Source organism: Sphingobacterium thalpophilum, assembly GCF_901482695.1.
Lineage (GTDB): Bacteria > Bacteroidota > Bacteroidia > Sphingobacteriales > Sphingobacteriaceae > Sphingobacterium > Sphingobacterium thalpophilum.
Genome location: NZ_LR590484.1, coordinates 987,762 through 1,012,090 on the forward strand (window position 1 = coordinate 987,762; position 24,329 = coordinate 1,012,090).

The window sequence follows — 24,329 nt, forward strand, 5'->3', positions numbered from 1 at the left end:
TAATGGTCAGAATACATTCGTATCTTTGTCCCATATGACTTTACTGCAACAGGTAAAAACCCTAATTCTTAAGGATATTATTCTGGAATGGCGATCAAAGTATGCCATTAACGGAATCCTGCTATATGTCGTATCTACTGTATTTGTTTGTTATCAGGCATTCAAATCGGTAGATTCGACCGTTTGGAACGCTCTCTTCTGGATTATCATGCTGTTTGCATCCATCAATGCCATCAACAAAAGTTTCGTTCAGGAAAACCCCAGCCGGCAACTTTACTATTACTCCCTCGTTGATCCCAAAGCGATCATTCTTGCCAAAGTCATTTATAATATGTTACTGATGGTCCTGCTGGCCTCGATCGCCTTTGCAGTCTATTCAGTTATTTTTAAAAATCCGCTCGGAGATCCCCTACTCTATTTTACAGCTGTCATACTCGGTAGCATCAGCTTTGCCAGCGTATTTACCATGATCTCCGGCATAAGTTCCAAAGCTGGGAATAACAGTACCTTAATGGCCATTTTAAGTTTCCCGGCAATCATCCCTCTACTGATTGTATTGATCAAGCTTTCACGTCATGCAATGGAAGGTCTGGAAAGGGCTTCCAGCGCAAAAGAAATAATCGTATTACTCGCAATTAATGTAATCACCGTCACTATTTCTTTATTGTTATTTCCGTACCTTTGGCGAGATTAGGTTGTAGAATCGAAAACATATTAAATTCAAGTTACCATGAGAAAAAAATGGTGGAAAATACTAGCTGTTCTGATCATCAGTGCAGTCATTATTAATGGTCTTTTAGGCCCCGTCCCCCGTCTATTTATCCTTCACGAAAGTATACGCAATGTGTATTTTCATGTTCCGATGTGGTCTGCCATGATCGTTATGTATCTCATTTCCGTAATCTATAGTATCAAATACCTGAATACCGGCAAGCAGGAATACGATTTACTGGCAGTCGAAGCGGTTAACACGGGAATTACCTTTTGTTTTCTTGGGCTGGCTACGGGCATGCTGTGGGCAAATATCACCTGGGGTGAACCTTGGCCCAACGATCCCAAATTAAATGGATCAGCCATCGCTACGTTGATGTATCTTGCCTACCTCGTCCTGCGCAATGCACTTGAGGAGGAACAAAAAAGAGCCAAAATATCAGCAGTATATAATATATTCGCCTTTCCGATTATTATTGTATTACTCTATATTCTCCCAAAAATGACCGACTCTCTGCACCCCGGAAGTGGCGGGAATGCAACCTTTGGACAGCTGCAGATGAGCAACGAACTGCGGCCCACGTTTTATGCAGCCATGATTGGCTGGCCTATGATCGCATTCTGGATCTGCTCACTTCGCTACCGTATTCGTTTGCTGGAGAAAAAACAACAAGAATCCGATTAGGGCGGCTTACCATACGTGCAATCGACCTGCCTATAGAAATAAAAGAATATAATTCGATGGGAAGCGGGATATAAAATCTATAGACAGTACAATACAATTCTCCAACGCCCATCGCCCATTAAAGACATATAATTAAGATGAAAAAAATAACATTATCAATTGCTTTACTTATCTTATCGACGCTAAGCACCTTTGCACAGGACGACGTAGAAATGGCCACCGGTCTCCGCAGCGAAGGCAAGATCTACGTGGTGGTCTTAGTGATGCTGGTCATCTTTCTCGGACTGGGTTTCTTCCTCTTTCTACTGGACCGCCGCATCAGCAAACTGGAAAAAAAGAATAAATAATATATTTATCGCATGATTATAGGTCAGTTTCGGAATTACACGCCCATAAATATTCTGTTCTTATCCGCAGTAGGTTTTATACTATGCCTTGGCATATTTCTCCACCTTCCGGATAAGCTGGACTCCGTAATCTTTGAACCGGCCCTCGGCAATCTTTTGGGAGAAAACAACCTGATCAACCTTTCTCCTGCAACCAATGTCTTTATCACCCTGATTTTGACCATCTTTCAGGCAACTATACTCAACCGGATCACCAGCCACTTCAATCTGCTGGGAAAGCCCAGCTTTCTGGTGGCTCTGATGTACATGACCTTGGCCAGCCTATTTTTGCCTTTTCTGGTTCTCTCACCGACCTTGATCTGTAATTTTATATCGATATGGATGCTCAGCAAATTGCTTTCCCTATATCGCCAAACGGACGTAAAAGCGGAAATGTTTGATCTAGGGATGATTGTTGGCATCGGAAGTTTGATCTACTTCCCCTTTCTTAGCATGTTCTTTTTGCTGTGGATCAGCCTGCTTATTTTCCGGCCATTTAACTGGCGGGAATGGATCACACCACTGCTGGGGCTGGCAACCATTTATTTTATACTCGCGGTGATCTATCTATGGGTAGGAAAAATGGAACTTTTTTATACCATCTGGTTACCTTTTACCTACAAATTTCCTACTGCAATCCGCATTCAGCTTGTCGATTATCTGGTACTGATTCCGATCATTTTCACCTTGATTCTCTTTCTGCTGATTCTAAAAGATAATTTCTTTAAGAGCATCGTGCATATCCGCAAGTCCTTTCAGTTGCTATTCTTTATGTTATGCCTCGCAATAGCCTCCTTCTATTGGAACAAAAAATTAACGGAAGCCCATTTCCTTCTCTGTGCACCTCCTATTGCTATTTATATGGGCTATTATTTTACCTATGCTAAAAAGAAGTGGTTTTTTGAGGTCATATACGCCATCATCGCACTGACGATAATTTACTTCCAGTTTTTCTAAAACACTGTGCAACAATTGTTTAACCTTTTTTAACAAAAACGGCTTAACAAGCTCACAAAAATTGAATAGTTTTGTATGCGATTGAAAGCAAAAAACATTTAATTATACGAGTCAAAAACTCGAAGATTCACTCAAACTAAATAAACATTAGTTTCTCAATTTTATAGGTTGACCATGCAGAAACGCTTTATAAGCTCTCTAAAAAATAAATCCCTCCAACTGTTGTTAGCAGGTGGACTTTTAGCTAGTTCTACGACCGCATTTGCTCAAAAAACAACATCCGCCTCACCTTATTCTCAGTTGGGGATAGGCCAAATGCGTGAAGATTTATTACCTCAGCAGAGAGCGATGGGCGGTATCAGTACTGGTGTACGTACCTTGGATGGACTTTACTACAATACCAACCCAAGCAATCCGGCCTCGTACTCCGCAGCGAGGATGAGCATTTTTGATGCTGGGCTGTATGGCAACTTTACTCAGCTAAATTCAACAACCCGGTCGGACAATACAGCAGATTTTGCTTTCAGCCATATCACCATGACCTTTCCGATGAAGCGGTTTGGTGGTATCAGCTTGGGTATTTTACCCTATTCGGATGTGGGCTACCGTACGGAATCACAGGAAACTATTAATTCGTCCGTCTTCCGAAAGGTGTTTACAGGCGAAGGCGGTTTGACCAAAGCTTATGCGGGTTGGGGTGTCAGGCTAGTTAAAGGTCTGAGTATAGGAGCTAACGTGTCGTATCTTTTTGGCACACTAAATGATTATAGCCGTGTGGAATTTCCCGTGTCTTCCGGCGCACTGAATGTACAGCAACAGGACAAACGCGAAATTCAGGGTATTATTCTTGACTATGGTTTACAATACGAACATGTCTTCAATAAGGAATACGCCGTCACGCTTGGATACTCCGGATCCTTAAACAACGATATCAAGGATCGCTCCACCACATTTGTAACGAGGCTTGCACCATCAGCAGATCCAGAAAATGCCAATCTACCTACAGATACGACCTTCCAATCGCCTCGTGAAAGTAGACATTTGACGCTTCCTTTAAAACATAACGTCGGTTTTACCTTGGCCCGCAGTGGCCGCTGGTTGGTTGGTGCGGACTTTAAATATGCTGATTGGTCTAGATTTCAGGTTCGTACAGGCGAAAACCGTCTACGTAAAAACTATGGCGTAGCTGTAGGGGGACAATTGACACCCGACCGGACATCCTTTAAGTATTTAAACCAGATTGACTATCGTCTTGGTTTCAGGTACAACAAGACACAGTACTTTTTAAATGACCAGAATATCAACGATATGGCTGTAAGCGTCGGCGTTGGTTTACCATTGGCCCGTAATCAATATACAGGAGCGTTCTCCAAAATCAATGTATCTGCCGAGTTCGGCCAAATGGGTAAAATTGCAAACGGTCTCTTACGCGAACGATATATCAATATCAACATCGGCTTTACCTTAAATGACCGCTGGTTCGTCAGAAATCAATTCAACTAATAGGATGGGACGCAAAATATTTGCAAATTCCATAACAGTATATTTATCGCCCCTGGTCATGCTCGTTTTACTAGGGGCGCTCTTATTGACGTCCTGTGAACCAGACCTGAAAGAGGTCGACCGGATTGCCAACTTAAAGAAAGAAGAAGCAGTGGATATATCACGCCACGTTGACATTATTTATAGTGACTCGTCCAAAGTTAAAGCTAACCTGACAGCGCCCGAAATGCGCATCAAGCACGACAGTAGTCAGGTGTACATCTTCCCCAAGAGTATTAAAATCATTTTTTACGACGAGAATCTCAAAGAAACACAACGTATTACCTCCGATCACGCGGTAAGAAAAGAGAAGGAGAAACTGACGATCTTCACGAAGAATGTGGTCGTGACCATCGCGGATGGGTCAGTTTTTAAAACGGAAGAAATTATCTACGACGAAGGAGCCAAAGACCCCAACAGAACCTTTTACAACCATGTTCCGATCCAAGCGTTCTTTAAAGATCAGCGAGGCAACCTGCAGGGAACCTCATTTAGCTCTGATAAAGACCTCTTGCATGCCAATATCCAGAATGCGACAGGCATGGTAATCATCAAAGACAACAGCTTGTTTCCAACGATAGGCGGCAGATAGCTCCACTGTTATCAAACAACACGTTCAGTTGATAAGGGGTCTTATTGTTTCGCGTCACGGTTATGCCATCGCAGGAGGAGGCCAGCAACTCTCCAAAAAACAGCTTATACAATTTGTTTTCAAATTTGTTTTCTTACATTCAGGAAAATATTCCGTTTTTTTTTATAAAAATTGTATCTTGCACCGCATTTTGCTATGCTATGCATAAATTAACGAAATACAAGTATTTACACAATATAAACACAATAAGCAGACTATGGGATTAATGGGCTTTTTGCGTAACAAAGCTGGTATCATCTTGACAGCAGCAATGGCTATCGCAATTTTAGCATTTTTACTAGCCGATGTCGTTCGAGGAGGAGCTCCTTTTTGGGCAAGACATCAAAATCGTGTAGGGGAAGTCAACGGAACGGAAATTGAGTATCCTGAGTTCAACCAACAGGTAGAGCAAGCAGAAGAAATGTTCAAACAGCAAATGGGCGGCGCGGTCACTCCTCAGATGAGAACTTACGCCGTGCAACAGGTTTGGAATCAATTCTTGTCTAGAGAAATCTTGAAGAAAGAAATTGAAAAAGTCGGTTTGACCGTGGGTAAAGACGAGTTGAATGATTTAGTAAAGGGGCCAAATCCTTCACCACAGATCGTTCAGGCTTTTACGAATCCCCAAACTGGACAATTCGACCATGGTCAATTGATGACTTTCATAAGCCAGATGAACACCGCTGGTAATCCAGCAGTGGCCCAACAGTGGGAAGCCTTGCTTGAAGGTGTACGCGATGAACGCCTAAGCAGTAAATATGGCGAATTGCTTTCCAACAGTGTATATGTAACGTCATTGGAAGCAAACGAAGAATACCAGGAGCGCAATAAGCTGGCAAACTTTAAATATATTCTATTGGATTACGCTTCGGTAAAAGATGCGGACGTCAAATTATCAGATGCCGATTTTCAGCAATATTATGACGAACATAAAAATATGTTCAAGACGCAGGAGGAAACCCGTGCCATCCAATATGTCGTTGTGGACGCCAAACCACTTGCCAAAGACTCATTGGCTGTAAAAGAGGCTATCAACAAACTGAAACAAGACCTGATTGTAGCTAAAGATGATTCCTTATTTGCGTCCATCAACTCGGACAACAAATACCCATTCACCTATGTGAAAAAAGGTCAGTTGAGTCCTTCTTTGGATTCCGTGGTATTCAATGTAGCAGCTGGTACTACAGTTGGTCCATTTTTAAATAATGGCGCTTATGAAATTGCAAAAGTCGTATCGACTGTAGTAGGTCCTGACTCAGTGAAAGCTTCTCATATCTTATTGGACCCAACTGCAGAAGGTGGTGTCGACAAGGCATTGGCAAAAGCAGATTCGATCAAAGGTCTAATTCAGAAAGGAGACAACTTTGCTGCCCTCGCAGTACAGTTCAGCAACGACCCCGGAAGTAAAAACAACGGTGGTGAGCTCGGTACGTTTACCAGAGGCCGTATGGTTCCTGAATTTGAAAAAGCTGTATTCGAAGGCAAAGCTGGCGAGATCAAAGTTGTCAAATCTCAGTTTGGTGTCCATGTCATCAAAATAGAAAAACAGATCGGCACAGCCAAATATGTTAAAGTAGCCATCATTGACAAAGTTATCAGCAGCGGTAAAGAAACATTAAACAACGCGCATAGTAAAGCGACTGCATTCTTATCAGCTGCTACCGCGCAAAACTTTGCTCAGGAGGCGAAGAAGCTTGGACTTGAAGCGCGTACAGCTTCCCGCGTATCGGCAATGGACAATGTACTCGACGGCGCTGAAGCTCCACGTGATTTGATTCGTTGGGCGTTTGAAGCTAAAAAAGGTGATGTTTCGGACAAAGTGTTTGAAACTGAAACTTCCTACATCTTGGCTCATTTAGTCAATATACAGCCTAAGGGAACACTTGCACTGGATGCAGTAAAAAAAGATATTGAACCTGCTGTAAGAAATATGGTGAAAGCAAGGCTGTTGAAAGAGAAATTTGACAAAGCTTTAGCCGGTGCTTCTTCAATTGATCAGGTCGCTCAGAAAGTAGGCAAATCAGCGATCCAGGTGGAGAATGTTGTGTTTGCAAATCCGGTGATTCCTGGTGTCGCACTCGAAAACACAGTAGTAGGTACCGTATTCGGTCTGCAGCCAAACAAGCCTTCCAAAGCAATCGAGGGCAACACAGGTGTCTATGTGGTACAGGTAAATGGTTTCACCAATCCGGCGGCAATCCCTGACATCAATGCGCAAAAGAAACAAATGCTTGCTGCTAAAGCTCAACGCGCGTGGGGATCGATCTTCCGTGCATTACAGGACAAAGCTGAAATCATTGACAATAGAGTGAAATTCTTTTAGAAGATTTTTGAGTAAATTTGTAACCGGACGAATTATCGTCCGGTTTTTTTTTGATAGGATATGGATATTCAAACAAATATTGTCAATAAGGTTGCACAGAGTGGCTTGATCACGGTGGATCTGGCAGATTATCACCCTCATGCTGATAATGTATTATATGACATTAAAGATAATTTATTCCACGGATTGATTCTAAAGGAGAAAGACTTCCGCGAATTCATAAAATCGCACGACTGGTCACAGTATACAGGCAAACATGTAGCGATCACTTGCAGCGCAGATGCCATCGTGCCTACCTGGGCCTATATGCTACTGGCCAATAAGCTTGAACCCTATGCTGCTACTGTCATCTTCGGCGACCTGGACGAACTCCTGCGTATCCAGTATGCCGCCGCCATAGAACACATCGATATGGAGCAATATCGGGACCAGCGGGTCGTTGTAAAAGGCTGTGGCGACATTCAAATTCCGGAATCTGCCTTTGTGCAATTTACCGTGAGACTCAGCAAAGTAGCAAAAAGTATCATGTACGGTGAGCCCTGTTCGACAGTTCCCGTTTTTAAGAGAAAATAACATTTTCTTTCAAACAAATTTCGTAAACTTACGTACATGAAACTTATATCGACTTTGCTCCTTTACTTATCCGTTTTTGTAAGTACTGTTTTCGCGCAAGACCTGCCCCATTTGAAGGAATCTGCCTTTAAAGCAGGAGAAAAATTAAAGTATAGATTACGTTATGGTATTATCTCGGCTGCAACGGGAACTTTGACTGTGAGCGAAGCCAAAGATGGACAGGGGAATCCGGCGTTCCATCTGTATGCTGCTGGCAGAACAGCCGGAGCATTCTCCATATACACGGTAAGAAATGAGTATAACTCCTATATAAATAGCAGAACATTTTTACCTTATTACTACACGGAAAACATCCGTGAGGGCGGCTACAGACGCAACGATAAAGTCCGCTTTAATCAAGAAGCACGCACAGTGTCCGGCAATAAAGGAAATTTCACCTCAAAAGTTGACCAAACATTTGATTTGTTATCGTCCTACTATTTTGCACGCAATCTGGACTTATCTTCCGTAAAGCCGGGGGAATCCTTTAAACTGACTTACTTCCTTAATGATGAAATCGCCACATTAGGGATACAATATATCGGAATCGAAAAAATAAAAACCGAGTTAGGCACGTTGGAGTGCCTCAAATTTAGTCCTGAAATCAAACCGGGACGTATCTTTAAGAAAAATAGCAAACTTTATCTATGGGTTACCAACGATGGTAACCGGATCCCGGTTAAGGCCAACGTCGATATATTGATCGGTTCGGTCACCTTAGAGCTTTTGGAGGCACAGGGGCTAAAACATAAACTGGGACAGAGAGCGAGCTACTCAAAATAACAATAATGATTGAAGTAGGAAATGTGTTGGTACACGAAGATCTGATCAATAACGACTTTGTGTGTAATCTATCAAAATGTAAAGGGATCTGCTGTATCGAAGGGGATTCAGGTGCGCCTTTATTGGAAAGTGAAAAGGCTATTCTGGAGGAAATTTATCCAAAGGTAAAACCCTACATGACGGCCAAGGGCATTGAAGCCATTGAAGAACAAGGCAAATACGTGGTCGATATAGATGGTGATCTGACCACCACCTGTGTGGACGGGAATAAGGAGTGTGCGTACGTTACCTGGGAAAATGGTATTACGAAATGTGCTATCGAAAAAGCTTACGAACTTGGCGAGATACATTGGCGCAAACCCATTTCATGCCATCTCTATCCGATTCGCACGACACATTATCCCGAGTTTGACGTGCTTCATTATGACCGATGGCATATCTGCAAAGATGCCTGCACCTTTGGCAAAGAATTGCAGGTTCCGGTATATAAGTTTCTGAAGGATCCGCTGATCCGAACTTATGGCGAAGAATGGTACAAAAATCTGGAAAAAGCAGTGGATGAGTTATAACAAAATTATTATCTTTAAGCTTTAACTACTTTGGTATTTCACCCTAATTCATGTCAAAATTAAAAGAGATCCAACGCCCTATTGCCCACGAACTTGAAGCTTTCGAAAAGAAGTTTAAGGCTTCCATGAAAAGCTCCGTTCCACTGTTGGATCGTATTACCCAATACCTAATCAAACGAAAAGGCAAACAAATGCGGCCGATGTTTGTATTCTTTTCTGCAGGGATCTGTAATGGAATCAACGAATCGACATATAGAGGAGCTGCTTTGGTAGAATTGTTGCATACAGCCTCATTGGTTCATGACGATGTAGTCGACAACTCCTATGAACGGAGGGGCTTCTTTTCGATCAATGCGCTGTGGAAAAACAAGATCGCTGTACTGGTGGGAGATTTTCTGTTGTCCAGGGGCTTATTGCTGTCTGTAAAACATCAGGATTACCACCTGCTGAAGATCGTATCGGAGGCGGTAGACCAGATGAGTGAGGGCGAGTTGCTCCAAATCGAAAAAGCGCGCAAGCTGGACATCGAGGAGTCCATTTACTTCGAAGTAATACGGAAGAAAACGGCCTCCCTGATCGCCTCTTGCTGTGCCTGTGGCGCCGCGTCGTCCAATGCTGATCAGCAGACCGTGGACAAGCTGCATCAGTTTGGTGAGAAAATCGGCATTGCATTTCAGATCAAAGACGATCTGTTTGACTTTGGACTGGATGATGTAGGCAAACCGGTAGGAAATGATATTAAGGAAAAAAAGATGACCTTGCCTTTGATCTATGCCCTCAGCCAGACCAGTTCAAGTGAAAAACGGCGAATCATCAATCTGGTTCGAAACCACAATGAAGATCAAAAAAAAGTCGCCGAAGTTATTGACTTTGTCCGCACTAGCGGCGGTCTGGATTATGCCGCAGAAAAAATGCGACAATATCAGCAGGAGGCATTCCAGATCCTGGAAGCTTTTCCCGAGAATGAATACAAGGCAGCATTGCTTCAATTAGTAAAATATACAACAGAAAGAAAAAAATAATGAGTCACGAATTAATGTTTTTTGGAGGTTTTCTTATCTTCATTGCGCTGATGCTCGCCATTGACCTTGGCTTGTTTTCTGGCGACAAACCGGTGAGCCTGAAAATGGCCGCGATCATGAGTGCAATCTGGGTGCTCTTTTCTCTGGGCTTCTACTGGTTACTCCGTCACTACGGGTTTGAGTTACACAATATCCATGATCTGGACCATCTACAACAGATTATTGTTAAGCATCATCACGACATTAAGATTATCCCGGGAGATTTAGCTGCTAGCCTGGACATCTATAACAAGAATCTTGGCCTTGAATATTTAACGGGCTATGTGGTCGAATATGCACTGTCCGTAGATAATATCTTTGTTATGGTATTGCTATTTACTTCCTTTGGCATTCCCGAACGTTATTATCATAAGGTGCTGGTCTGGGGCATCCTAGGCGCTATCGTTATGCGTTTCCTCTTTATTTTCCTGGGCGCAACTTTAATCGCCAAGTTTGGCTGGATCCTGTATGTTTTTGGTGCCTTCCTGGTGTTTACGGGTATAAAAATGTTTATCAACCGCAACCAGGAAGAAGAGGTTGACCCGCAAAACCACCCCGTGGTTAAATTCGCATCCAAGTATTTCAAAGTAACACCTAAGCTGGACGCTGGCCATTTCTTCCATATCGAAAATGGCGTGAAATATATGACGCCGCTTTTCCTGGTATTGCTTGTCATCGAATTTACCGACCTCATATTTGCCGTCGATTCGATCCCAGCGATTTTCTCGGTGACCAAAGACCCCTATATCGTCTTTTTTTCCAATATTTTTGCGATCCTCGGACTGCGGTCGATGTTCTTCTTATTGGTCAATATTATCCATAAATTCCAATACTTAAAAGTAGGTTTAGCATTTTTATTGGTTTTCATCGGTCTGAAGATGCTGCTGCACCACTGGTTAGCCGAAGTGGGCTTTACTACGACGCATTCTCTTATTGTGATCATTAGTATACTTGCATTAAGTATCATTGCCTCACTCCTATTTCCAAAGAAAAAGAATATCCCAGCATAATAATACAGGGGCCGTTGAATACGGCCCTCTGTTTTTCAGTACCCTCCACCTATAGCCGCTGATTCGATCAAACGAATCAAAATCGAGCTTCTTTTTTAGAACAATTATTTTACAGAGGAATGGGCCTTACTAAATTTAATTTATTTATTTTAGCACCACTTTAAATTAACAACATACTAACAATGAATTGGAATAAATCGATTGTACTGGCTGCTTCTCTTTTCGCAGCTTCGTTCCAGGTACAAGCACAGGACAATTTGATCAATGCCCTAAAAGCAAATCAAAATGACAATAGTAAATCGGGGTTTACATTTACAGAAGTGATCAACCTTGGTAATACTTCGATTAAAGATCAAGGTTCTTCCGGTACATGCTGGTCCTATTCTGGCAACTCCTTTTTGGAGTCAGAGATGATCCGTATGGGCAAAAAACCGGTTGAAATTTCTCAGATCTTTACTGCTCGCAATACCTACCTGGACAAAGCACGCACGTATGTCCGTCTCCATGGAGGACTATCTTTGGGTGAAGGTGGCCAGTTTCACGATGTATTGAATTCATACCGCAAATACGGCGCAATGCCACAGTCCGCATATACTGGATTGCATTACGGAACTACCCGCAACAACTTTGGCGAAATGACCTCCATGCTGGATGCTATGCTCGGGTCTATTGTCAAAGGCAAAACATTAACGCCAAACTGGGAAAAGGCCTACACGGCAGCCATGGACTCCTATCTGGGTGAAGTTCCTGAAAAATTCGAGTACAACGGGAAATCGTATACGCCACGTACCTTCGCGGATCAAGTAATCGGCATCAACCCAGACGACTACGTAGGTATTGCTTCGGTCACCGATCATCCTTATTACAGTCAGTTTGTTCTGTTGATTCCGGACAACTGGTCATTCGACCGTTTTTACAACGTGCAGATGAATGATCTGACAGATATCATTGACAATGCCCTACAAAAAGGATACACGGTTGCCTGGGCAACGGATGTATCGGAAAAAGGATTTTCCTGGAAAAATGGTGTTGCCTACGTACCAGAAAAACCATTTGAGCAAATGACTGATCAGGAAAAGGCGACGATGTTTGTTGGACCTAAACCTGAAATGAAAATAACACCAGAAGAGAGACAAAAAGCCTTCGACAACTGGCAGACAACTGACGATCATGGAATGCACATCGTTGGTCTGGTCAAGGACCAAAATGGTAAAGAATATTACATCGTGAAAAACTCATGGGGTACCTCCAATGATTACAAAGGTTATCTATATGCCACAAAGGAATTTGTACGCTATAAAACAACTTCTTTGCTGTTACACAAAGATGGCTTGTCCAAAGATTTAAAATCCAAGATAAATATCAAATAAGGGATTTATCAAGCTTTAAAAACACCTCTGAAATATTAATTTCAGAGGTGTTTTTGTTTTGGAATTAATTTAATAACTTAAACCTAATTATGAATCTAGATGTACAGGAGTATGAGAAGTATAATCGCACTATGCCTTACTATTTTATTCGGGAATATGGTATATTCCCAGACCAAGGGGGTTAAATTTGTGGAGGGATTAAGCTGGAAACAGGTCAAAGAAAGAGCGAAGGCAGACAATAAGTTTATCTTCGCTGAATTATTTGCCACTTGGTGCGGCCCCTGCCAATACATGAGCAACGAGATCTTTCCGTTGGAGCAGGTGGGCGAACCCATCAACCAGAATTTCATCAGCATTCGCGTCCAAATGGACTCCACCGATGCGGATAGTGAGTTCGTTAAGAAATGGTATGCTGATGCCCGGGCACTGTCCGATGCGTACAATATCCAGTCCTTTCCGACCTTCTTAATATTTAACCCAGATGGTGAAGCCGTTCACCGGATTGTCGGCGCCAGCGACGCACCTGAATTTGTTGAGCATGTGACCGATGGTCTATATCCGGAGACACAGTATTATACCCTACTCAAGAAATTTGAAAAAAGACCGCAGGACATTTACACAGCCAAACAGATGCTTAAAGCAGCCAATGTAGCCTACGACGAAAACACTGCACGACGGGCTGAGAGTACATTGGCCAGTTCATTATCCACCGATGAGCTCTTCAAAAAGGAAAATGTACATATTTTGCTTGCCGCAGCAAAGTTTACAAACTCCAAAGCGTTCAATCTCATTCGCAACAATAAAGAGAAAATCGATATCCTGCTGGAGTCTCCCGGTATAGCCAACCGAACGTTAGCCAACGTGGTCGTCAACGAGCTGCTGCAGATAAAAATCGATGCCAAAAATGAACCGAATTGGGACAGCTACCAAAGTGAACTTGCCGCAAAATATCCCGACATCGACTTCGTGCCCATGTTCAAAAAAATAAAAGCACATTATTACCTCCAGGTCAAAAATTATGTTGCGATGAAAAATACGATCAATGATTACTTATCTTCCGAAGATTTCACAGCGCATCAGCTCAATACCTTTGCCTGGACCATATTTAATAACAGCAGTGACCCGGCATGTATTGATGCGGCGATCAGCTGGAGCAAAAAATCGATCATAGAAGATCCCAGTTCGGCTTTCCTTGATACGTACGCCAATCTGCTTTATAAAAAAGGGGAAAAAGAAAAGGCGATCAAATGGCAAAATAAAGCAATAGAAATGGCTAGCGAAGATGACCGGGCGATTTATCAGGAGACATTGGATAAAATGGCCAAAGGCATAAAAACCTGGGAAAATTAACACCGTCCAACACAAAGCAAAAGGACCAGATTCATATTGAACTGGTCCTTCTTTTTTCGTTATGGCTACTTGAGCTCCCTCACCCCCATGTTCCAAAGGGCAAAGGCATATTTATCGACAGTGCTATTGATCAAAACTTCTGTAGATCGCCCTGCACCATGTCCCGCTTTGGTTTCTATACGAATCAATACGGGATTATCACAAGCCTGTTTTGCCTGGAGCTCGGAGGCAAACTTATAAGAGTGTGCCGGTACGACGCGGTCATCATGATCTCCTGTCAACACCATCGTTGCCGGATAGCAAACACCTGTTTTCACATTATGCACAGGCGAATATCCTTTCAGATACTCAAACATCTCCTTACTATCATTGACAGTACCATAATCGTACGACCAGCCTGCTCCCGCTGTAAAGGTATGGTAACGTAACATATCCAGAACCCCTACTTCCGGAAGGGCAACTTTCGCTACTTTCGGATCGATCGTCATCGTGGCTCCCACAAGCAGACCGCCATTCGAACCGCCTGACAATGCGGTGTATTCTGGTGATGTATAACCGTTTTCCTGCAGATAATGTGCCGCGGCGATAAAATCATTAAAGACGTTCAATTTGTTGAATTGTCGGCCGCCATCATGCCATTTCTGTCCATATTCACCTCCACCACGTAAATTAGGAACTGCGTAGACACCGCCATTTGCCAGCCAGACAGCTACCGAGGTACTGAATGCAGGTGTCAAACTGATGTTGAATCCGCCATAACCATAGACAATTGTTGGATTTTTCCCATTTAGATCAATCCCCTTCTTGTAAGTGATAATCATCGGCACCCTGGTTCCGTCTTTGGACGTATAGAAAACCTGCTTCGACTCGTAGAGATTGCTGTCAAATTTGACTTTTGGCTGGATATAAAGGTTTGTCTGCCCCGAATTGACATCGAGTTTATAACTCGACGCAGGCGTAATATAATTTGAAAAGCCAAAGTAAATTTCCTTCTCTTTCTTCTTTCCTGAAAAGCCACTTGCCGTACCTACTCCCGGCAGTTCGATCTGTCTGATCTTCTTTCCCGTGTAGTCGTATTGGAGGACGACGGAAACAGCATCTTTCAGATAATGCGCAAACAGATAACCACCGCCAGTGGTCAGGGAAAGCACATTCTCTGTCTCCGGAATGACGTCTTTCCACTGCTCTCTAGCTGGATTCTTCAGATCGACCTTCACCAGCCGATTGTTAGGCGCCTTATAGTTCGTCTCTAAAAGAAAAGTATCTCCAATATTGTCAACGACTCCCGTATTCGCATCAAAATTATCCTGCAGACAGATAATCTTACTGTCTGCCTGGCTCAGATCCTGATAATATAACTCGTTTCCGGTGGTGGTATTCGCTGCTGATATAATCAGGTAGCGTTCATCATCTGTCAACGAAGCTCCTACATAACGCCGTGGTGTGGCCGTTCCACCAAATATCAATTTATCAGTGGATTGTGGGGTATTCAATTTGTGGTAATACAACTTATGCTGATCAGTCTTCTCAGACAGTTCAGACCCCTTGGGTTTATCATAACTGGAATAATAAAAACCGTCGTTCCCCTTCCAGGCAATCCCCGAAAATTTCACATCCACCAGGGCTTCACCTACCGGCGACTTGTCCTTTGCGCGCAGGACAATGACTTTTCTCCAGTCCGAGCCACCTTCAGAAATCGAATAGGCCACCAGACTGCCGTCTTTGGAAAAAGATACATCTGCCAGTGACGTTGAACCATCCTTGGAAAAGGTATTTGGATCCAGGAAGACCTCCTCTTTTCCCTGCTCCCCTTTTTTACGGTACAAAACCGAATGTTGCTGAAGGCCGTTATTTTTGAAGAAATAGGTATACTCCCCCTCCTTGAACGGTGTTCCTATTTTTTCGTAATTCCATATCTCGGTCAGCTGTTCTTTCAGTTTGGAGCGGAAAGGAATAGTATTTAAATAATCAAAAGTTACTCTATTTTCCGCCTGCACCCAGCTTTTTGTTTCTGGAGACCGGTCGTCTTCCAGCCAGCGGTAAGGATCCGCCACCTTTTGCCCCCAAAATTCATCAACAACGTTTCCTTTAGTTGTCGATGGATATTTTAACTGCTGCCCATAGCTACTTGTTACTGTACCTGCCATACCTATCATCATCAGGATAAGACCAATTTTTTTGTTTATCATAAAGAACTTTATACTAGTTTCTACCAAAAATAACAAATATAATTTCAGATTCCATCGTATCCAATAGATAATCATCCTAGTATTCACACTGCCGGTCCCGGCCTATAAGAAATGGGCAAGCTTCTGAATCAAAAACAAGGGGTACCCCGCTATCAGTTCCTAGCATCACACCCTGTGGATGGACCGCGGCTGCTTCGCATATAAGATATTGGAGCGAATTTTGTATTCGCCGCCATTTTGTTTAGTTTTGGATACATGTCAACGAGAAAAAAAATCTACTTCGCCTCTGATTTCCACCTGGGGTCTTATCCCCCTGAGCGTTCGCATGAGCGGGAGAGCTGCATCATACAGTGGCTGGACCGAATCAAATCAGATGCTTCCCATCTTTATCTTGTTGGCGATATCTTCGATTTTTGGTTCGAATACAAAACCGTAGTCCCAAGAGGTTACCTCCGCTTTTTAGGCAAACTGGCAGAGATCGCGGACCTGGGAATCCCTATTACCTTTTTTAAAGGTAACCACGATATGTGGATGTTCGATTACTTTAAAAAGGAGCTCCATGCACAGATCATCGACAACGAACTGGAACTGGAGCTGGACAACAAACTATTTTTTATCCACCATGGTGATGGACTGGGATCGGGCGATTACAAATATAAGCTGCTAAAAAAAGTGTTTCGAAGCCGCATTTGTCAGTGGCTATTTGCCCGCCTGCACCCCAATCTAGGTATTGGAATAGCGACCCGATGGTCCAAACACAGCAGGCTCGCCAATAATGAAGACGAAAAATTTCTGGGCGAGGATAAGGAATGGCTTATTGGCTATGCCAAGGAAATAGAAGATAAGCGGCATCACGATTTTTACATCTTCGGTCACCGCCATTTGCCTTACGATATAACATTGCCTACCGGCAGCCGCATTGTCAATCTTGGTGAATGGATCAATTACTATACCTACGCGGTGTGGGACGGTGAAACTTTACGTTTAGAAAAATGGGAGAAACAGCTGTAATTTCTTTAGCAGATTGCCTGCAGAGCTATCATTTTATGAATCCAGACAGCAGCGCTAAAATAGAGCAGATCAGCAAGAAACTGGTTTGCAAACGCAACAGCATACTCGTCCAACAGGATAAAATACAGCACAGCATTTACTTTCTGGGTTCAGGACTGGCCAGGGTATATTATGAGACCTCCGAGCGGCAGATTACGTTGGATTTTGTGTCACCGGGCGGGACACTGATATCCATGAATAGCTATGTCCACGGTACCGCGGGTTATGAAAATATCGATCTGCTCGAAGAAAGTACAGTGTATCAGATCGATCAGGAACAGTTGTTTGAATTATATGAAAGCGATATCGCCATTGCCAATTGGGGTCGGAAAATGGCTGAGCTGGAGTTTATCAAAGCCGAACAGCGCTCCATGTCCAAGCTATTTAGTACGGCTCAGGAGCGATACGCCGAATTACTGAAAAAATACCCGCAATATATACAGCGCATCAAGCTCGGTTATATTGCCTCCTATCTGGGGGTTAGCCAAGTGACCCTCAGCCGGATCCGCGCCAATATACAGTCCAATTTTTAACAAATGTTAAAACTATTTTGGCACAAAAGACAGACCTTTGTTGCAGAAACAAAAAAGATAAAATATGAACTGGATATTTTTAATTCTCGGCGGATTGTGTGAAATTGGTTTTACCACTTGTCTCGGAAAAGCGAAAGACGCGCAAGGCAGTGAACAATGGTTGTGGTATGGTGCTTTTATTGTGTTTCTGGCGGCGAGCATGGGCTTACTGATCAAAGCGACTCAAACGCTTCCCCTTGGCACAGCCTACGCGGTATGGACCGGAATAGGTGCTGTAGGCACGGTCTTAATGGGCATAATCTTCTTCAAAGAACCCGCAGACTTCTGGCGCATATTCTTTATTTTCACCCTGATCGCTTCTATCATTGGATTAAAAGCAGTTTCCGCTCATTAATAGCTGCCTAGTAGTTCAAAAGCAACAAAATTTCCTTACTTTTGTACACTCAATAGTAATCTAGGTCATAATTCCTAGAAGAAGCATTTTTGATATATGTTAGATAAATTACAAGCGATCAAAGAAAGATGGGAAGAAGTGGAAGCCGAATTGAGCAACCCTGAAACCATGCAAGATATGAAACGTTTTGCCAAACTGAATAAAGAATACAAAGATCTGGGCAAAATCGTTGAGCAATATCATATTTATAAAAATATGGTCAGCAATATCGAAACCAATAAGGACATCATCATGAACGAAAAAGACCAGGAGCTTCGTGAGATGGCTAAGGAGGAATTGGATCTATTGCTGGTGGAAAAAGAGCAGAAGGAGGAAGAAATCCGTTTGATGCTCATTCCGAAAGATCCTGAAGATGCCAAAAACGCCATTATCGAGATCCGTGGTGGAACAGGAGGTGATGAAGCAGCCTTATTTGCCGGTGATCTTTACCGTATGTACACCCGTTATTTTGAAAGTAAAGGCTGGCGCAACGAGGTGATGGATGTAACTGAGGGAACATCCGGCGGCTATAAAGAGGTTATTTTAAAAGTAATCGGTGAAGATGTTTATGGGCAGTTAAAGTATGAATCCGGAGTACACCGTGTCCAGCGTGTACCTGATACAGAAACTCAGGGCCGTGTGCACACCTCGGCTGCCTCTGTCGCTGTATTACCGGAGGCCGAAGACGTAGACGTCGAAATCAATCCCGGTGATATTGAGATGCAGACCTCACGCTCCGGCGGTGCAGGTGGGCAGAACGTCAACAAAGTAGAGACCAAAGTACAGCTCACGCATAAACCTACCGGAATTGTCGTTATCTGTCAGGTCGAACGTTCGCAGTTAGCTAACCGCGAACTGGCCATGGAAATGCTGCGCAACAAGCTTTATGAACTCGAACTGAATAAAAAGAACGGCGACATCGCGGCCAAAAGAAAGACTTTGGTATCCACTGGAGACCGCTCTGCCAAGATCCGGACCTACAACTATCCTCAGGGCCGTGTAACTGAACATCGCATCGGAATGACGATGTATAATCTGCCTGCTATCATGGATGGTGATATTCAAGGTATTATCGACGCATTGCAATTTGCAGAGAATGCGGAGAAGATGAAAGAAGGCCAAGTAGAGTAGTTTTTTTCAAAAAACCTTTGCAGATACGTAAACAAACGCTATATTTGCACACCTTCTGAGAGGAAGGGTTGAGGTCTGGTAGTTCAGCTGGTTAGAATACATGCCTGTCACGCATGGGGTCGCGGGTTCGAGTCCCGTCCAGACCGCTTCAAGATAGAGCCAAAAGCTCATCACGTTCTTTAACAAAATAAGTTTTTAAGATTTTTAGGTCTGGTAGTTCAGCTGGTTAGAATACATGCCTGTCACGCATGGGGTCGCGGGTTCGAGTCCCGTCCAGACCGCCAAAACTTAAAAACAATCCTTAAGATTTTAGGTCTGGTAGTTCAGCTGGTTAGAATACATGCCTGTCACGCATGGGGTCGCGGGTTCGAGTCCCGTCCAGACCGCTAAAATTTTAAACAATCCAACGTTGGTCTGGTAGTTCAGCTGGTTAGAATACATGCCTGTCACGCATGGGGTCGCGGGTTCGAGTCCCGTCCAGACCGCCAACAAAAAAAGCATCATTTAAGGAAATGATGCTTTTTTTGTTTATATGCTTATCCGCGTTTATTTAACTCATACTGCCACGCTCTTGAAGGGCATCTCCTAATCTGTTCCACCAGTTCCTCGGTTGTTCCACTTGCTACAGTAATCTCCCCATAAAACCACCACCTGCGGATGCAGGTGGTCGCTCCCAAAAATTTTCAGCATGGTCTATTCAGCGATGACAGCAAATTCTGCCCCGGAAGCGAAATCATCCCCGCGCTGTGAGCTCAACGCTGTAAACCGGATGTAACGCCCTTTAACGGGATTTTCAAAGCGGACAGTTTTGAGTTTTTTGCTGCGCTCGAATGAGGCCGACATCAGATCTTCCCAGTTTTTACCATCTTTACTTACCTGAATTTTATAATCCTTTATATCACCATTGGAACCATCCTGCCTCGGCAAAAATGTAAATCCCTTGATCGTCTTTATACTCCCGGCATCAAAATCAACCCAATGCGGATATTGCGCGACGGTTACGGAATACATGGTATGCCAGATGGACGATGGATCCCCATCTAACAAGTTGGCTGCATTTCCCTCTCCCGTCTCCTGACTCGAAGCAAATACAACTTCCATAGGTACGGTCTCAATTTTCGTGTATTGCTGCGTCACCTTCAATTTCTCATTCCCCTGATACCAAGCCGTCACATTTCCGCCCTGACGCAGGTCAAAAGCTGCTGTATACCTCTTGGCTTTCCCATTGTTCACGCTATAGACAATAGGCTCTACGGCATTTTCAGAGAGAACGGATACCTCACCGCTACTAGCCCGGGTAATCGAAATAGGTACGTCTCCAGCTGCAGCGACATGAGCCTGTTCTCTTAAATTAGCCTGTTGCACCGGACGGATAAGGAAGCCCAACGAAGTTGGAACAGCCTTTACGCGGTCTTTTTCCAATGGTGGCCCTTGTCCACAGCTATTCCCACCTAGCCCCGTAACTGCCGCATCCAGATGCAGATGCACGCCAGAACTTCTGGGTAATTGGTGTGGATGTGGCGCAAATGTGAGTTCTAGCTCGCTATATTCCAAAGCAGAGGTAGACAAACGGTCTTTTGCAACAAAGAGCACACCTTGTCCGCTGTCGTTGGTCAGGGCAGCCCAGCGGACATCTTCATTATTACTCATGCTCTGCGGATTAGGCCATGGCACAAACTGATCTTTTACAGTACTTTTGTGCAGTTCAATAAATTGTGCAGTTTTGCGATCTGCATAATTATTGATCGGCCCGCGGCCGTAATAACTGTAGTTATGGTATTCGCCCGGCAATTGTAGCGAGTAGCCCAGCCGCGCGAGCACAACACTGGCATTATTCGATGTCACGCTCGAAGACAGCTCAATCGAACCATCTTTATAAATCGTCCAGATCTGGTTGCTCGTGAATTTAAAGTCGTCCTCACCAAACGGCTTGTCGCTATGTTCCTTGAGAGAATAGGTTCCTGAGGTCCCCCCCAATAAGGAAGCTCCGTAAGGTGCTTGAGATTCTACAGTGTAAGTTAGTATGAGCGCACCGTCTTTCCTGGTATAACTATCCGCCGAGAGCACTTTATGTTTGAGGTTGTGCAGCCCTTTCTCAAACCATTGTTGATAAGCCCAGTTATCATTGTCCACCGGAGCGCGTAACACATCCAGCCTAGGTCCTTCGCCTTCGCGGATAATCTGTTTATTGCCATACAGCAGGCTATGAATCGTGCCTGTTTTATTGTCAAATTTGGCGACAAACTGCTCGCCTTTTATAACTTGTAAATCACCTTCTTTATTCAGTACAGGAGTACTGCCCTTTGCCACTGTAGCCATAGACGGTTTATTCTGAGCTGCTTTGACAAACAGTTGCTCCTCCATCTGCACATAGCCTTTATCCGCCCAGGCGCTGTTCTCTTTCAGTAAGAACTGTACTTTTATAAAGTATTCGGAGCCCGCATCCAGTTTTTCATAACCGATAGGTAACACGATCTGCCTACGTTGACGTGGCCCAGGTAGCTCCGACGCAGGCAGGATGCCGCCGCTTCCCTCCACCTCGACGCCATCTTTATATAGCGACCATCGTGCATTATACTCGCTCAGATCTTTGAAGTAGTTTTTATTAAACAGCTCAATTTTACCCGCTTGCATATTGATGGCGGTGACGGCCACATTCTGGTATACCTTTTTTACTTCGTAATACTGAGGTTTGGGTTTCATATCGGCAAATATTAGCCCATTGTTGACAAAAGTACCGTCATTTGGCTTATCGCCAAAGTCTCCTCCATACGCCAGGAAGCGTTCACCGGTATTTTTATCATAGTAGTACATGGCCTGGTCGATCCAGTCCCAGATTGCGCCTCCCATGAAAAAGTTGGTCGATTCAATTGCCTCCCAATAGTCGATCAAGTTTCCGGCAGCATTGCCCATGGAATGCGCATACTCTGAAATATGGAAGGGATATTTTAACTTATACGTCCCTTTTACGGCACCCCTCACCCAGTCGATGGAAGGATACTGATTTGAACCTATATCAACAATAGCGTTGTTCCGCTCATACTGCACAGGTCTTGATGTATCTATTTTCTTGATGGCTTCATAGGCTGCCACAAAATTATTGCCCGGTCCGGCTTCATTTCCAAGCGACCAGATCACCACGGAAGGATGATTGATCGTCGCACGGACCATTTCAATATTACGTGCCACATGCGCTGCTTTCCATTCCGGCACATGAGAAAGAGATTCTTTCCCATAATAATACTGGTGACTCTCAATATTGGCTTCATCTTCAAGGTAAATACCATATTTATCACAGAGATAATACCAGTATGCTGGTTCAGGATAATGCGAATTACGGACATGGTTAATATTAGCGCGTTTCATCAACCTCACTTCGGCTTCCATCTGTTCACGGGTCACCACCTTGCCGTGTTTGGGATTGGTCTCGTGCCGGTTGACACCCTTCAGTTTAACAGTCTTACCGTTGACATAAAAGTAACGTCCAGCCAAACCAAATTCGTCATCGCTGGCCTTGGTGTCCTTAATTTCAACTTTCCGAAAGCCCACATAGGTCGAAACTACTTCCACTGTCCGGTTTTTCCTGTCCTTTAATTCTGCAACCAGGGTGTAACGGTGAGGTAATTCAGCAGACCATTTATTTGGATGCTTTACGGCCAAAATGGCCCCTATCGTATGTGTCGTTTTCGCATCGAGTTCAGGTACGGCAGCGATCGTTTCTGCCCGGTCAACTAAGGTATTCTGGTCGCTATATAGTTCGTTTTGGTATAAGGAATACGCAATCTTATAGCCAGCGGCTTTTTTACCACTCAGATTGCGGACGTTCGTCCTGATTTTTAGTGTACCATCCACATAGTTACTATCCAATTCGGGTATCGCTGCCAGATCTTGTATCTGTATTTTCGGGGTCGACGTCAATGCGACATCCCGGAATATGCCGGGAAGCCTGAACATATCCTGATCCTCCAAAAATGACGCATCCGAATTACGGTAGACTTCAACCGCCAGAACGTTCTCTGCTCCAGGCTTCAAAAAAGTGGTGATATTAAACGAAGCTACATTTCTTGAATTCTTTGAAAACCCCACATACTTACCGTTGATCCAGAGGTAGAAGAAAGAATCGACGCCATCAAAATTGATAAAAACTTCACGGCCATCCCAGGTTGCTGGAACGGTAAAGTTACGTCTATATGAGCCTACTTCATTGCGATAAACGTAAGTCGTCCAGTCTTTTGCCGGCGTCCGCATGACGCCGCCGCGCCAGTCATCGGTTTTCACCTGATGGTGAAAGATAACCCGCTGATTTGTATAAATCGGCACACCGTATTTTAGACTGCCATCTTTTTGGATACCAAAGATATTCCAGCTCATCGGAACGGGGACCGACTCCCAGGCAGTCACATCGTATCTGGGATCGAAGAAATCCTTTGGCCGCTCCTCCGGCGTCTTTACCCAATGGAATTTCCAGTTCCCATTTAAAGAAAGCCAGAAATCACTATGCTCTGGAAGTACTTTTCGGGCACTTTCAACGTTTTTAAAAGAGAAAAAGGAGGCGTGTGGCAGCTCCTTATTGAGGGCCAATAGCTGGGGGGATTCCCATTCATGACCACTGGGGGCCAGCGTGTGTTCATACTGAAAGCCGGGGATATGTGGGTTAGGAGATTGTGCGGCTGCGGGACGAAAACCGAACGGCAGCAGTGAGGCCAAAATGGTTGAAAAAAAGATAGATTTTCTTAACATCATGTATGTAAGCATTTTAATTCAGGACGACCAAATGTAAGTTCATTTTATAGGAATAACAAGCAGATAGTCAAAGCACTCGATTGCGAAACTTTTTCGATACATAAAATAAAGCAAGCAACTGGAATAGAAGAGCAAAAAAACAAATGCTTTCGCTTTCAAGGAATAAGCTGTATTTTTGATTATAGATTTCGCATTCAACAAATAAAAGTTTACGTTTGAAAATATTTTGAATATTTTCATTTTTCAACGGGTTACAATTT

General features: G+C 43.7%; 20 protein-coding genes and 4 tRNA genes. 22 read left to right on the plus strand and 2 right to left on the minus strand.

Annotated features, from left to right (window positions below; all coding sequences use genetic code 11):
- The first annotated feature begins 34 nt into the window (after window positions 1–34).
- The 14 genes from FGL37_RS04245 to FGL37_RS04310 all read left to right on the plus strand — a co-directional run bounded on the left by FGL37_RS04245 (window position 35) and on the right by FGL37_RS04310 (window position 13,990).
- On the plus strand, window positions 35–694 hold the full coding sequence (locus FGL37_RS04245) for a heme exporter protein CcmB (protein ID WP_028072454.1): 660 nt from the start codon (window positions 35–37) through the stop codon (window positions 692–694).
- Between the two features lie 36 nt (window positions 695–730).
- The gene (gene ccsA, locus FGL37_RS04250) at window positions 731–1,396 is read left to right on the plus strand and encodes a cytochrome c biogenesis protein (RefSeq protein ID WP_028072453.1); all 666 of its coding nucleotides are present in this window, start codon (window positions 731–733) and stop codon (window positions 1,394–1,396) included.
- Window positions 1,397–1,533: 137 nt separating this feature from the next.
- Entirely contained in the window at window positions 1,534–1,743 is a 210-nt protein-coding gene (locus tag FGL37_RS04255; RefSeq protein ID WP_028072452.1) for a CcmD family protein, read from the plus strand.
- 12 nt (window positions 1,744–1,755) lie between these two features.
- A complete protein-coding gene (locus FGL37_RS04260) occupies window positions 1,756–2,739 on the plus strand; it encodes a DUF6427 family protein (protein WP_037534681.1) in 984 nt (327 codons plus the stop codon).
- A 174-nt stretch (window positions 2,740–2,913) separates the two neighbouring features.
- The gene (gene bamG, locus FGL37_RS04265) at window positions 2,914–4,242 is read left to right on the plus strand and encodes a BamG family beta-barrel-assembly machinery protein (RefSeq protein ID WP_028072450.1); all 1,329 of its coding nucleotides are present in this window, start codon (window positions 2,914–2,916) and stop codon (window positions 4,240–4,242) included.
- A 58-nt stretch (window positions 4,243–4,300) separates the two neighbouring features.
- Complete coding sequence (gene lptC / locus FGL37_RS04270; protein WP_232048632.1) at window positions 4,301–4,873, plus strand: LPS export ABC transporter periplasmic protein LptC; 573 nt, start codon at window positions 4,301–4,303, stop codon at window positions 4,871–4,873.
- Between the two features lie 256 nt (window positions 4,874–5,129).
- Complete coding sequence (locus FGL37_RS04275) at window positions 5,130–7,235, plus strand: peptidylprolyl isomerase (protein ID WP_028072447.1); 2,106 nt, start codon at window positions 5,130–5,132, stop codon at window positions 7,233–7,235.
- 60 nt (window positions 7,236–7,295) lie between these two features.
- On the plus strand, window positions 7,296–7,808 hold the full coding sequence (locus FGL37_RS04280; protein WP_028072446.1) for a DUF2480 family protein: 513 nt from the start codon (window positions 7,296–7,298) through the stop codon (window positions 7,806–7,808).
- 36 nt (window positions 7,809–7,844) lie between these two features.
- Complete coding sequence (locus FGL37_RS04285) at window positions 7,845–8,630, plus strand: DUF3108 domain-containing protein (RefSeq protein WP_028072445.1); 786 nt, start codon at window positions 7,845–7,847, stop codon at window positions 8,628–8,630.
- Window positions 8,631–8,635: 5 nt separating this feature from the next.
- Window positions 8,636–9,199: a DUF3109 family protein gene (locus tag FGL37_RS04290; protein WP_028072444.1), complete on the plus strand. Its 564-nt coding sequence runs from the start codon at window positions 8,636–8,638 to the stop codon at window positions 9,197–9,199.
- A 50-nt stretch (window positions 9,200–9,249) separates the two neighbouring features.
- Window positions 9,250–10,221 carry a polyprenyl synthetase family protein gene (locus FGL37_RS04295; protein ID WP_028072443.1) on the plus strand — a complete coding sequence of 324 codons (972 nt, stop codon included), beginning with the start codon at window positions 9,250–9,252 and terminating at the stop codon, window positions 10,219–10,221.
- The gene (locus tag FGL37_RS04300; protein WP_028072442.1) at window positions 10,221–11,270 is read left to right on the plus strand and encodes a TerC/Alx family metal homeostasis membrane protein; all 1,050 of its coding nucleotides are present in this window, start codon (window positions 10,221–10,223) and stop codon (window positions 11,268–11,270) included. The genes FGL37_RS04295 and FGL37_RS04300 overlap by 1 nt, the downstream gene beginning before the upstream one ends.
- A gap of 182 nt (window positions 11,271–11,452) precedes the next feature.
- Window positions 11,453–12,640 (plus strand): C1 family peptidase, encoded by a 1,188-nt coding sequence (locus FGL37_RS04305; protein WP_028072441.1) that lies wholly within the window; start codon window positions 11,453–11,455, stop codon window positions 12,638–12,640.
- Window positions 12,641–12,751: 111 nt separating this feature from the next.
- Complete coding sequence (locus tag FGL37_RS04310; protein ID WP_028072440.1) at window positions 12,752–13,990, plus strand: thioredoxin family protein; 1,239 nt, start codon at window positions 12,752–12,754, stop codon at window positions 13,988–13,990.
- Between the two features lie 65 nt (window positions 13,991–14,055).
- On the opposite strand, the gene FGL37_RS04315 is transcribed toward FGL37_RS04310, so the two are convergent.
- Window positions 14,056–16,179, minus strand: a complete 2,124-nt coding sequence (locus FGL37_RS04315) for a prolyl oligopeptidase family serine peptidase (RefSeq protein WP_028072439.1) — start codon at window positions 16,177–16,179, stop codon at window positions 14,056–14,058.
- Window positions 16,180–16,434: 255 nt separating this feature from the next.
- Here FGL37_RS04315 and FGL37_RS04320 point away from each other — a divergent pair, with 255 nt between their 5' ends.
- The 8 genes from FGL37_RS04320 (at window position 16,435) to FGL37_RS04355 (ending at window position 19,814) form a co-directional block, all read left to right on the plus strand.
- A complete protein-coding gene (locus FGL37_RS04320) occupies window positions 16,435–17,190 on the plus strand; it encodes a UDP-2,3-diacylglucosamine diphosphatase (RefSeq protein WP_028072438.1) in 756 nt (251 codons plus the stop codon).
- On the plus strand, window positions 17,172–17,762 hold the full coding sequence (locus tag FGL37_RS04325; RefSeq protein ID WP_051607377.1) for a Crp/Fnr family transcriptional regulator: 591 nt from the start codon (window positions 17,172–17,174) through the stop codon (window positions 17,760–17,762). Before FGL37_RS04320 ends, FGL37_RS04325 begins: the two co-directional genes overlap by 19 nt.
- Before the next feature lie 64 nt (window positions 17,763–17,826).
- Window positions 17,827–18,156 (plus strand): DMT family transporter, encoded by a 330-nt coding sequence (locus FGL37_RS04330; protein WP_028072436.1) that lies wholly within the window; start codon window positions 17,827–17,829, stop codon window positions 18,154–18,156.
- A 96-nt stretch (window positions 18,157–18,252) separates the two neighbouring features.
- On the plus strand, window positions 18,253–19,326 hold the full coding sequence (gene prfA, locus FGL37_RS04335; RefSeq protein WP_028072435.1) for a peptide chain release factor 1: 1,074 nt from the start codon (window positions 18,253–18,255) through the stop codon (window positions 19,324–19,326).
- Window positions 19,327–19,398: 72 nt separating this feature from the next.
- Window positions 19,399–19,472: transfer RNA gene (locus tag FGL37_RS04340), tRNA-Asp, on the plus strand.
- Between the two features lie 61 nt (window positions 19,473–19,533).
- A tRNA-Asp gene (locus FGL37_RS04345) sits at window positions 19,534–19,610 on the plus strand.
- Between the two features lie 28 nt (window positions 19,611–19,638).
- Window positions 19,639–19,712: transfer RNA gene (locus tag FGL37_RS04350), tRNA-Asp, on the plus strand.
- Window positions 19,713–19,737: 25 nt separating this feature from the next.
- Window positions 19,738–19,814: transfer RNA gene (locus FGL37_RS04355), tRNA-Asp, on the plus strand.
- Between the two features lie 205 nt (window positions 19,815–20,019).
- Here the strand turns inward: FGL37_RS04355 and FGL37_RS04360 are convergent.
- Window positions 20,020–24,069 carry a glycoside hydrolase family 2 TIM barrel-domain containing protein gene (locus tag FGL37_RS04360; RefSeq protein WP_028072434.1) on the minus strand — a complete coding sequence of 1,350 codons (4,050 nt, stop codon included), beginning with the start codon at window positions 24,067–24,069 and terminating at the stop codon, window positions 20,020–20,022.
- Between the last annotated feature and the right edge of the window lie 260 nt (window positions 24,070–24,329).

What these genes read in the sequence shown, in the direction of transcription:
- FGL37_RS04245 (WP_028072454.1), top strand. Translation starts at nt 35, where the DNA reads ATGACTTTACTGCAACAGGTAAAAACCCTAATTCTTAAGGATATTATT.
- ccsA (WP_028072453.1), top strand. Translation starts at nt 731, where the DNA reads ATGAGAAAAAAATGGTGGAAAATACTAGCTGTTCTGATCATCAGTGCA.
- FGL37_RS04255 (WP_028072452.1), top strand. Translation starts at nt 1,534, where the DNA reads ATGAAAAAAATAACATTATCAATTGCTTTACTTATCTTATCGACGCTA.
- FGL37_RS04260 (WP_037534681.1), top strand. Translation starts at nt 1,756, where the DNA reads ATGATTATAGGTCAGTTTCGGAATTACACGCCCATAAATATTCTGTTC.
- bamG (WP_028072450.1), top strand. Translation starts at nt 2,914, where the DNA reads ATGCAGAAACGCTTTATAAGCTCTCTAAAAAATAAATCCCTCCAACTG.
- lptC (WP_232048632.1), top strand. Translation starts at nt 4,301, where the DNA reads ATGCTCGTTTTACTAGGGGCGCTCTTATTGACGTCCTGTGAACCAGAC.
- FGL37_RS04275 (WP_028072447.1), top strand. Translation starts at nt 5,130, where the DNA reads ATGGGATTAATGGGCTTTTTGCGTAACAAAGCTGGTATCATCTTGACA.
- FGL37_RS04280 (WP_028072446.1), top strand. Translation starts at nt 7,296, where the DNA reads ATGGATATTCAAACAAATATTGTCAATAAGGTTGCACAGAGTGGCTTG.
- FGL37_RS04285 (WP_028072445.1), top strand. Translation starts at nt 7,845, where the DNA reads ATGAAACTTATATCGACTTTGCTCCTTTACTTATCCGTTTTTGTAAGT.
- FGL37_RS04290 (WP_028072444.1), top strand. Translation starts at nt 8,636, where the DNA reads ATGATTGAAGTAGGAAATGTGTTGGTACACGAAGATCTGATCAATAAC.
- FGL37_RS04295 (WP_028072443.1), top strand. Translation starts at nt 9,250, where the DNA reads ATGTCAAAATTAAAAGAGATCCAACGCCCTATTGCCCACGAACTTGAA.
- FGL37_RS04300 (WP_028072442.1), top strand. Translation starts at nt 10,221, where the DNA reads ATGAGTCACGAATTAATGTTTTTTGGAGGTTTTCTTATCTTCATTGCG.
- FGL37_RS04305 (WP_028072441.1), top strand. Translation starts at nt 11,453, where the DNA reads ATGAATTGGAATAAATCGATTGTACTGGCTGCTTCTCTTTTCGCAGCT.
- FGL37_RS04310 (WP_028072440.1), top strand. Translation starts at nt 12,752, where the DNA reads ATGAGAAGTATAATCGCACTATGCCTTACTATTTTATTCGGGAATATG.
- FGL37_RS04315 (WP_028072439.1), bottom strand. Translation starts at nt 16,179, where the DNA reads ATGATAAACAAAAAAATTGGTCTTATCCTGATGATGATAGGTATGGCA.
- FGL37_RS04320 (WP_028072438.1), top strand. Translation starts at nt 16,435, where the DNA reads ATGTCAACGAGAAAAAAAATCTACTTCGCCTCTGATTTCCACCTGGGG.
- FGL37_RS04325 (WP_051607377.1), top strand. Translation starts at nt 17,172, where the DNA reads ATGGGAGAAACAGCTGTAATTTCTTTAGCAGATTGCCTGCAGAGCTAT.
- FGL37_RS04330 (WP_028072436.1), top strand. Translation starts at nt 17,827, where the DNA reads ATGAACTGGATATTTTTAATTCTCGGCGGATTGTGTGAAATTGGTTTT.
- prfA (WP_028072435.1), top strand. Translation starts at nt 18,253, where the DNA reads ATGTTAGATAAATTACAAGCGATCAAAGAAAGATGGGAAGAAGTGGAA.
- FGL37_RS04360 (WP_028072434.1), bottom strand. Translation starts at nt 24,069, where the DNA reads ATGATGTTAAGAAAATCTATCTTTTTTTCAACCATTTTGGCCTCACTG.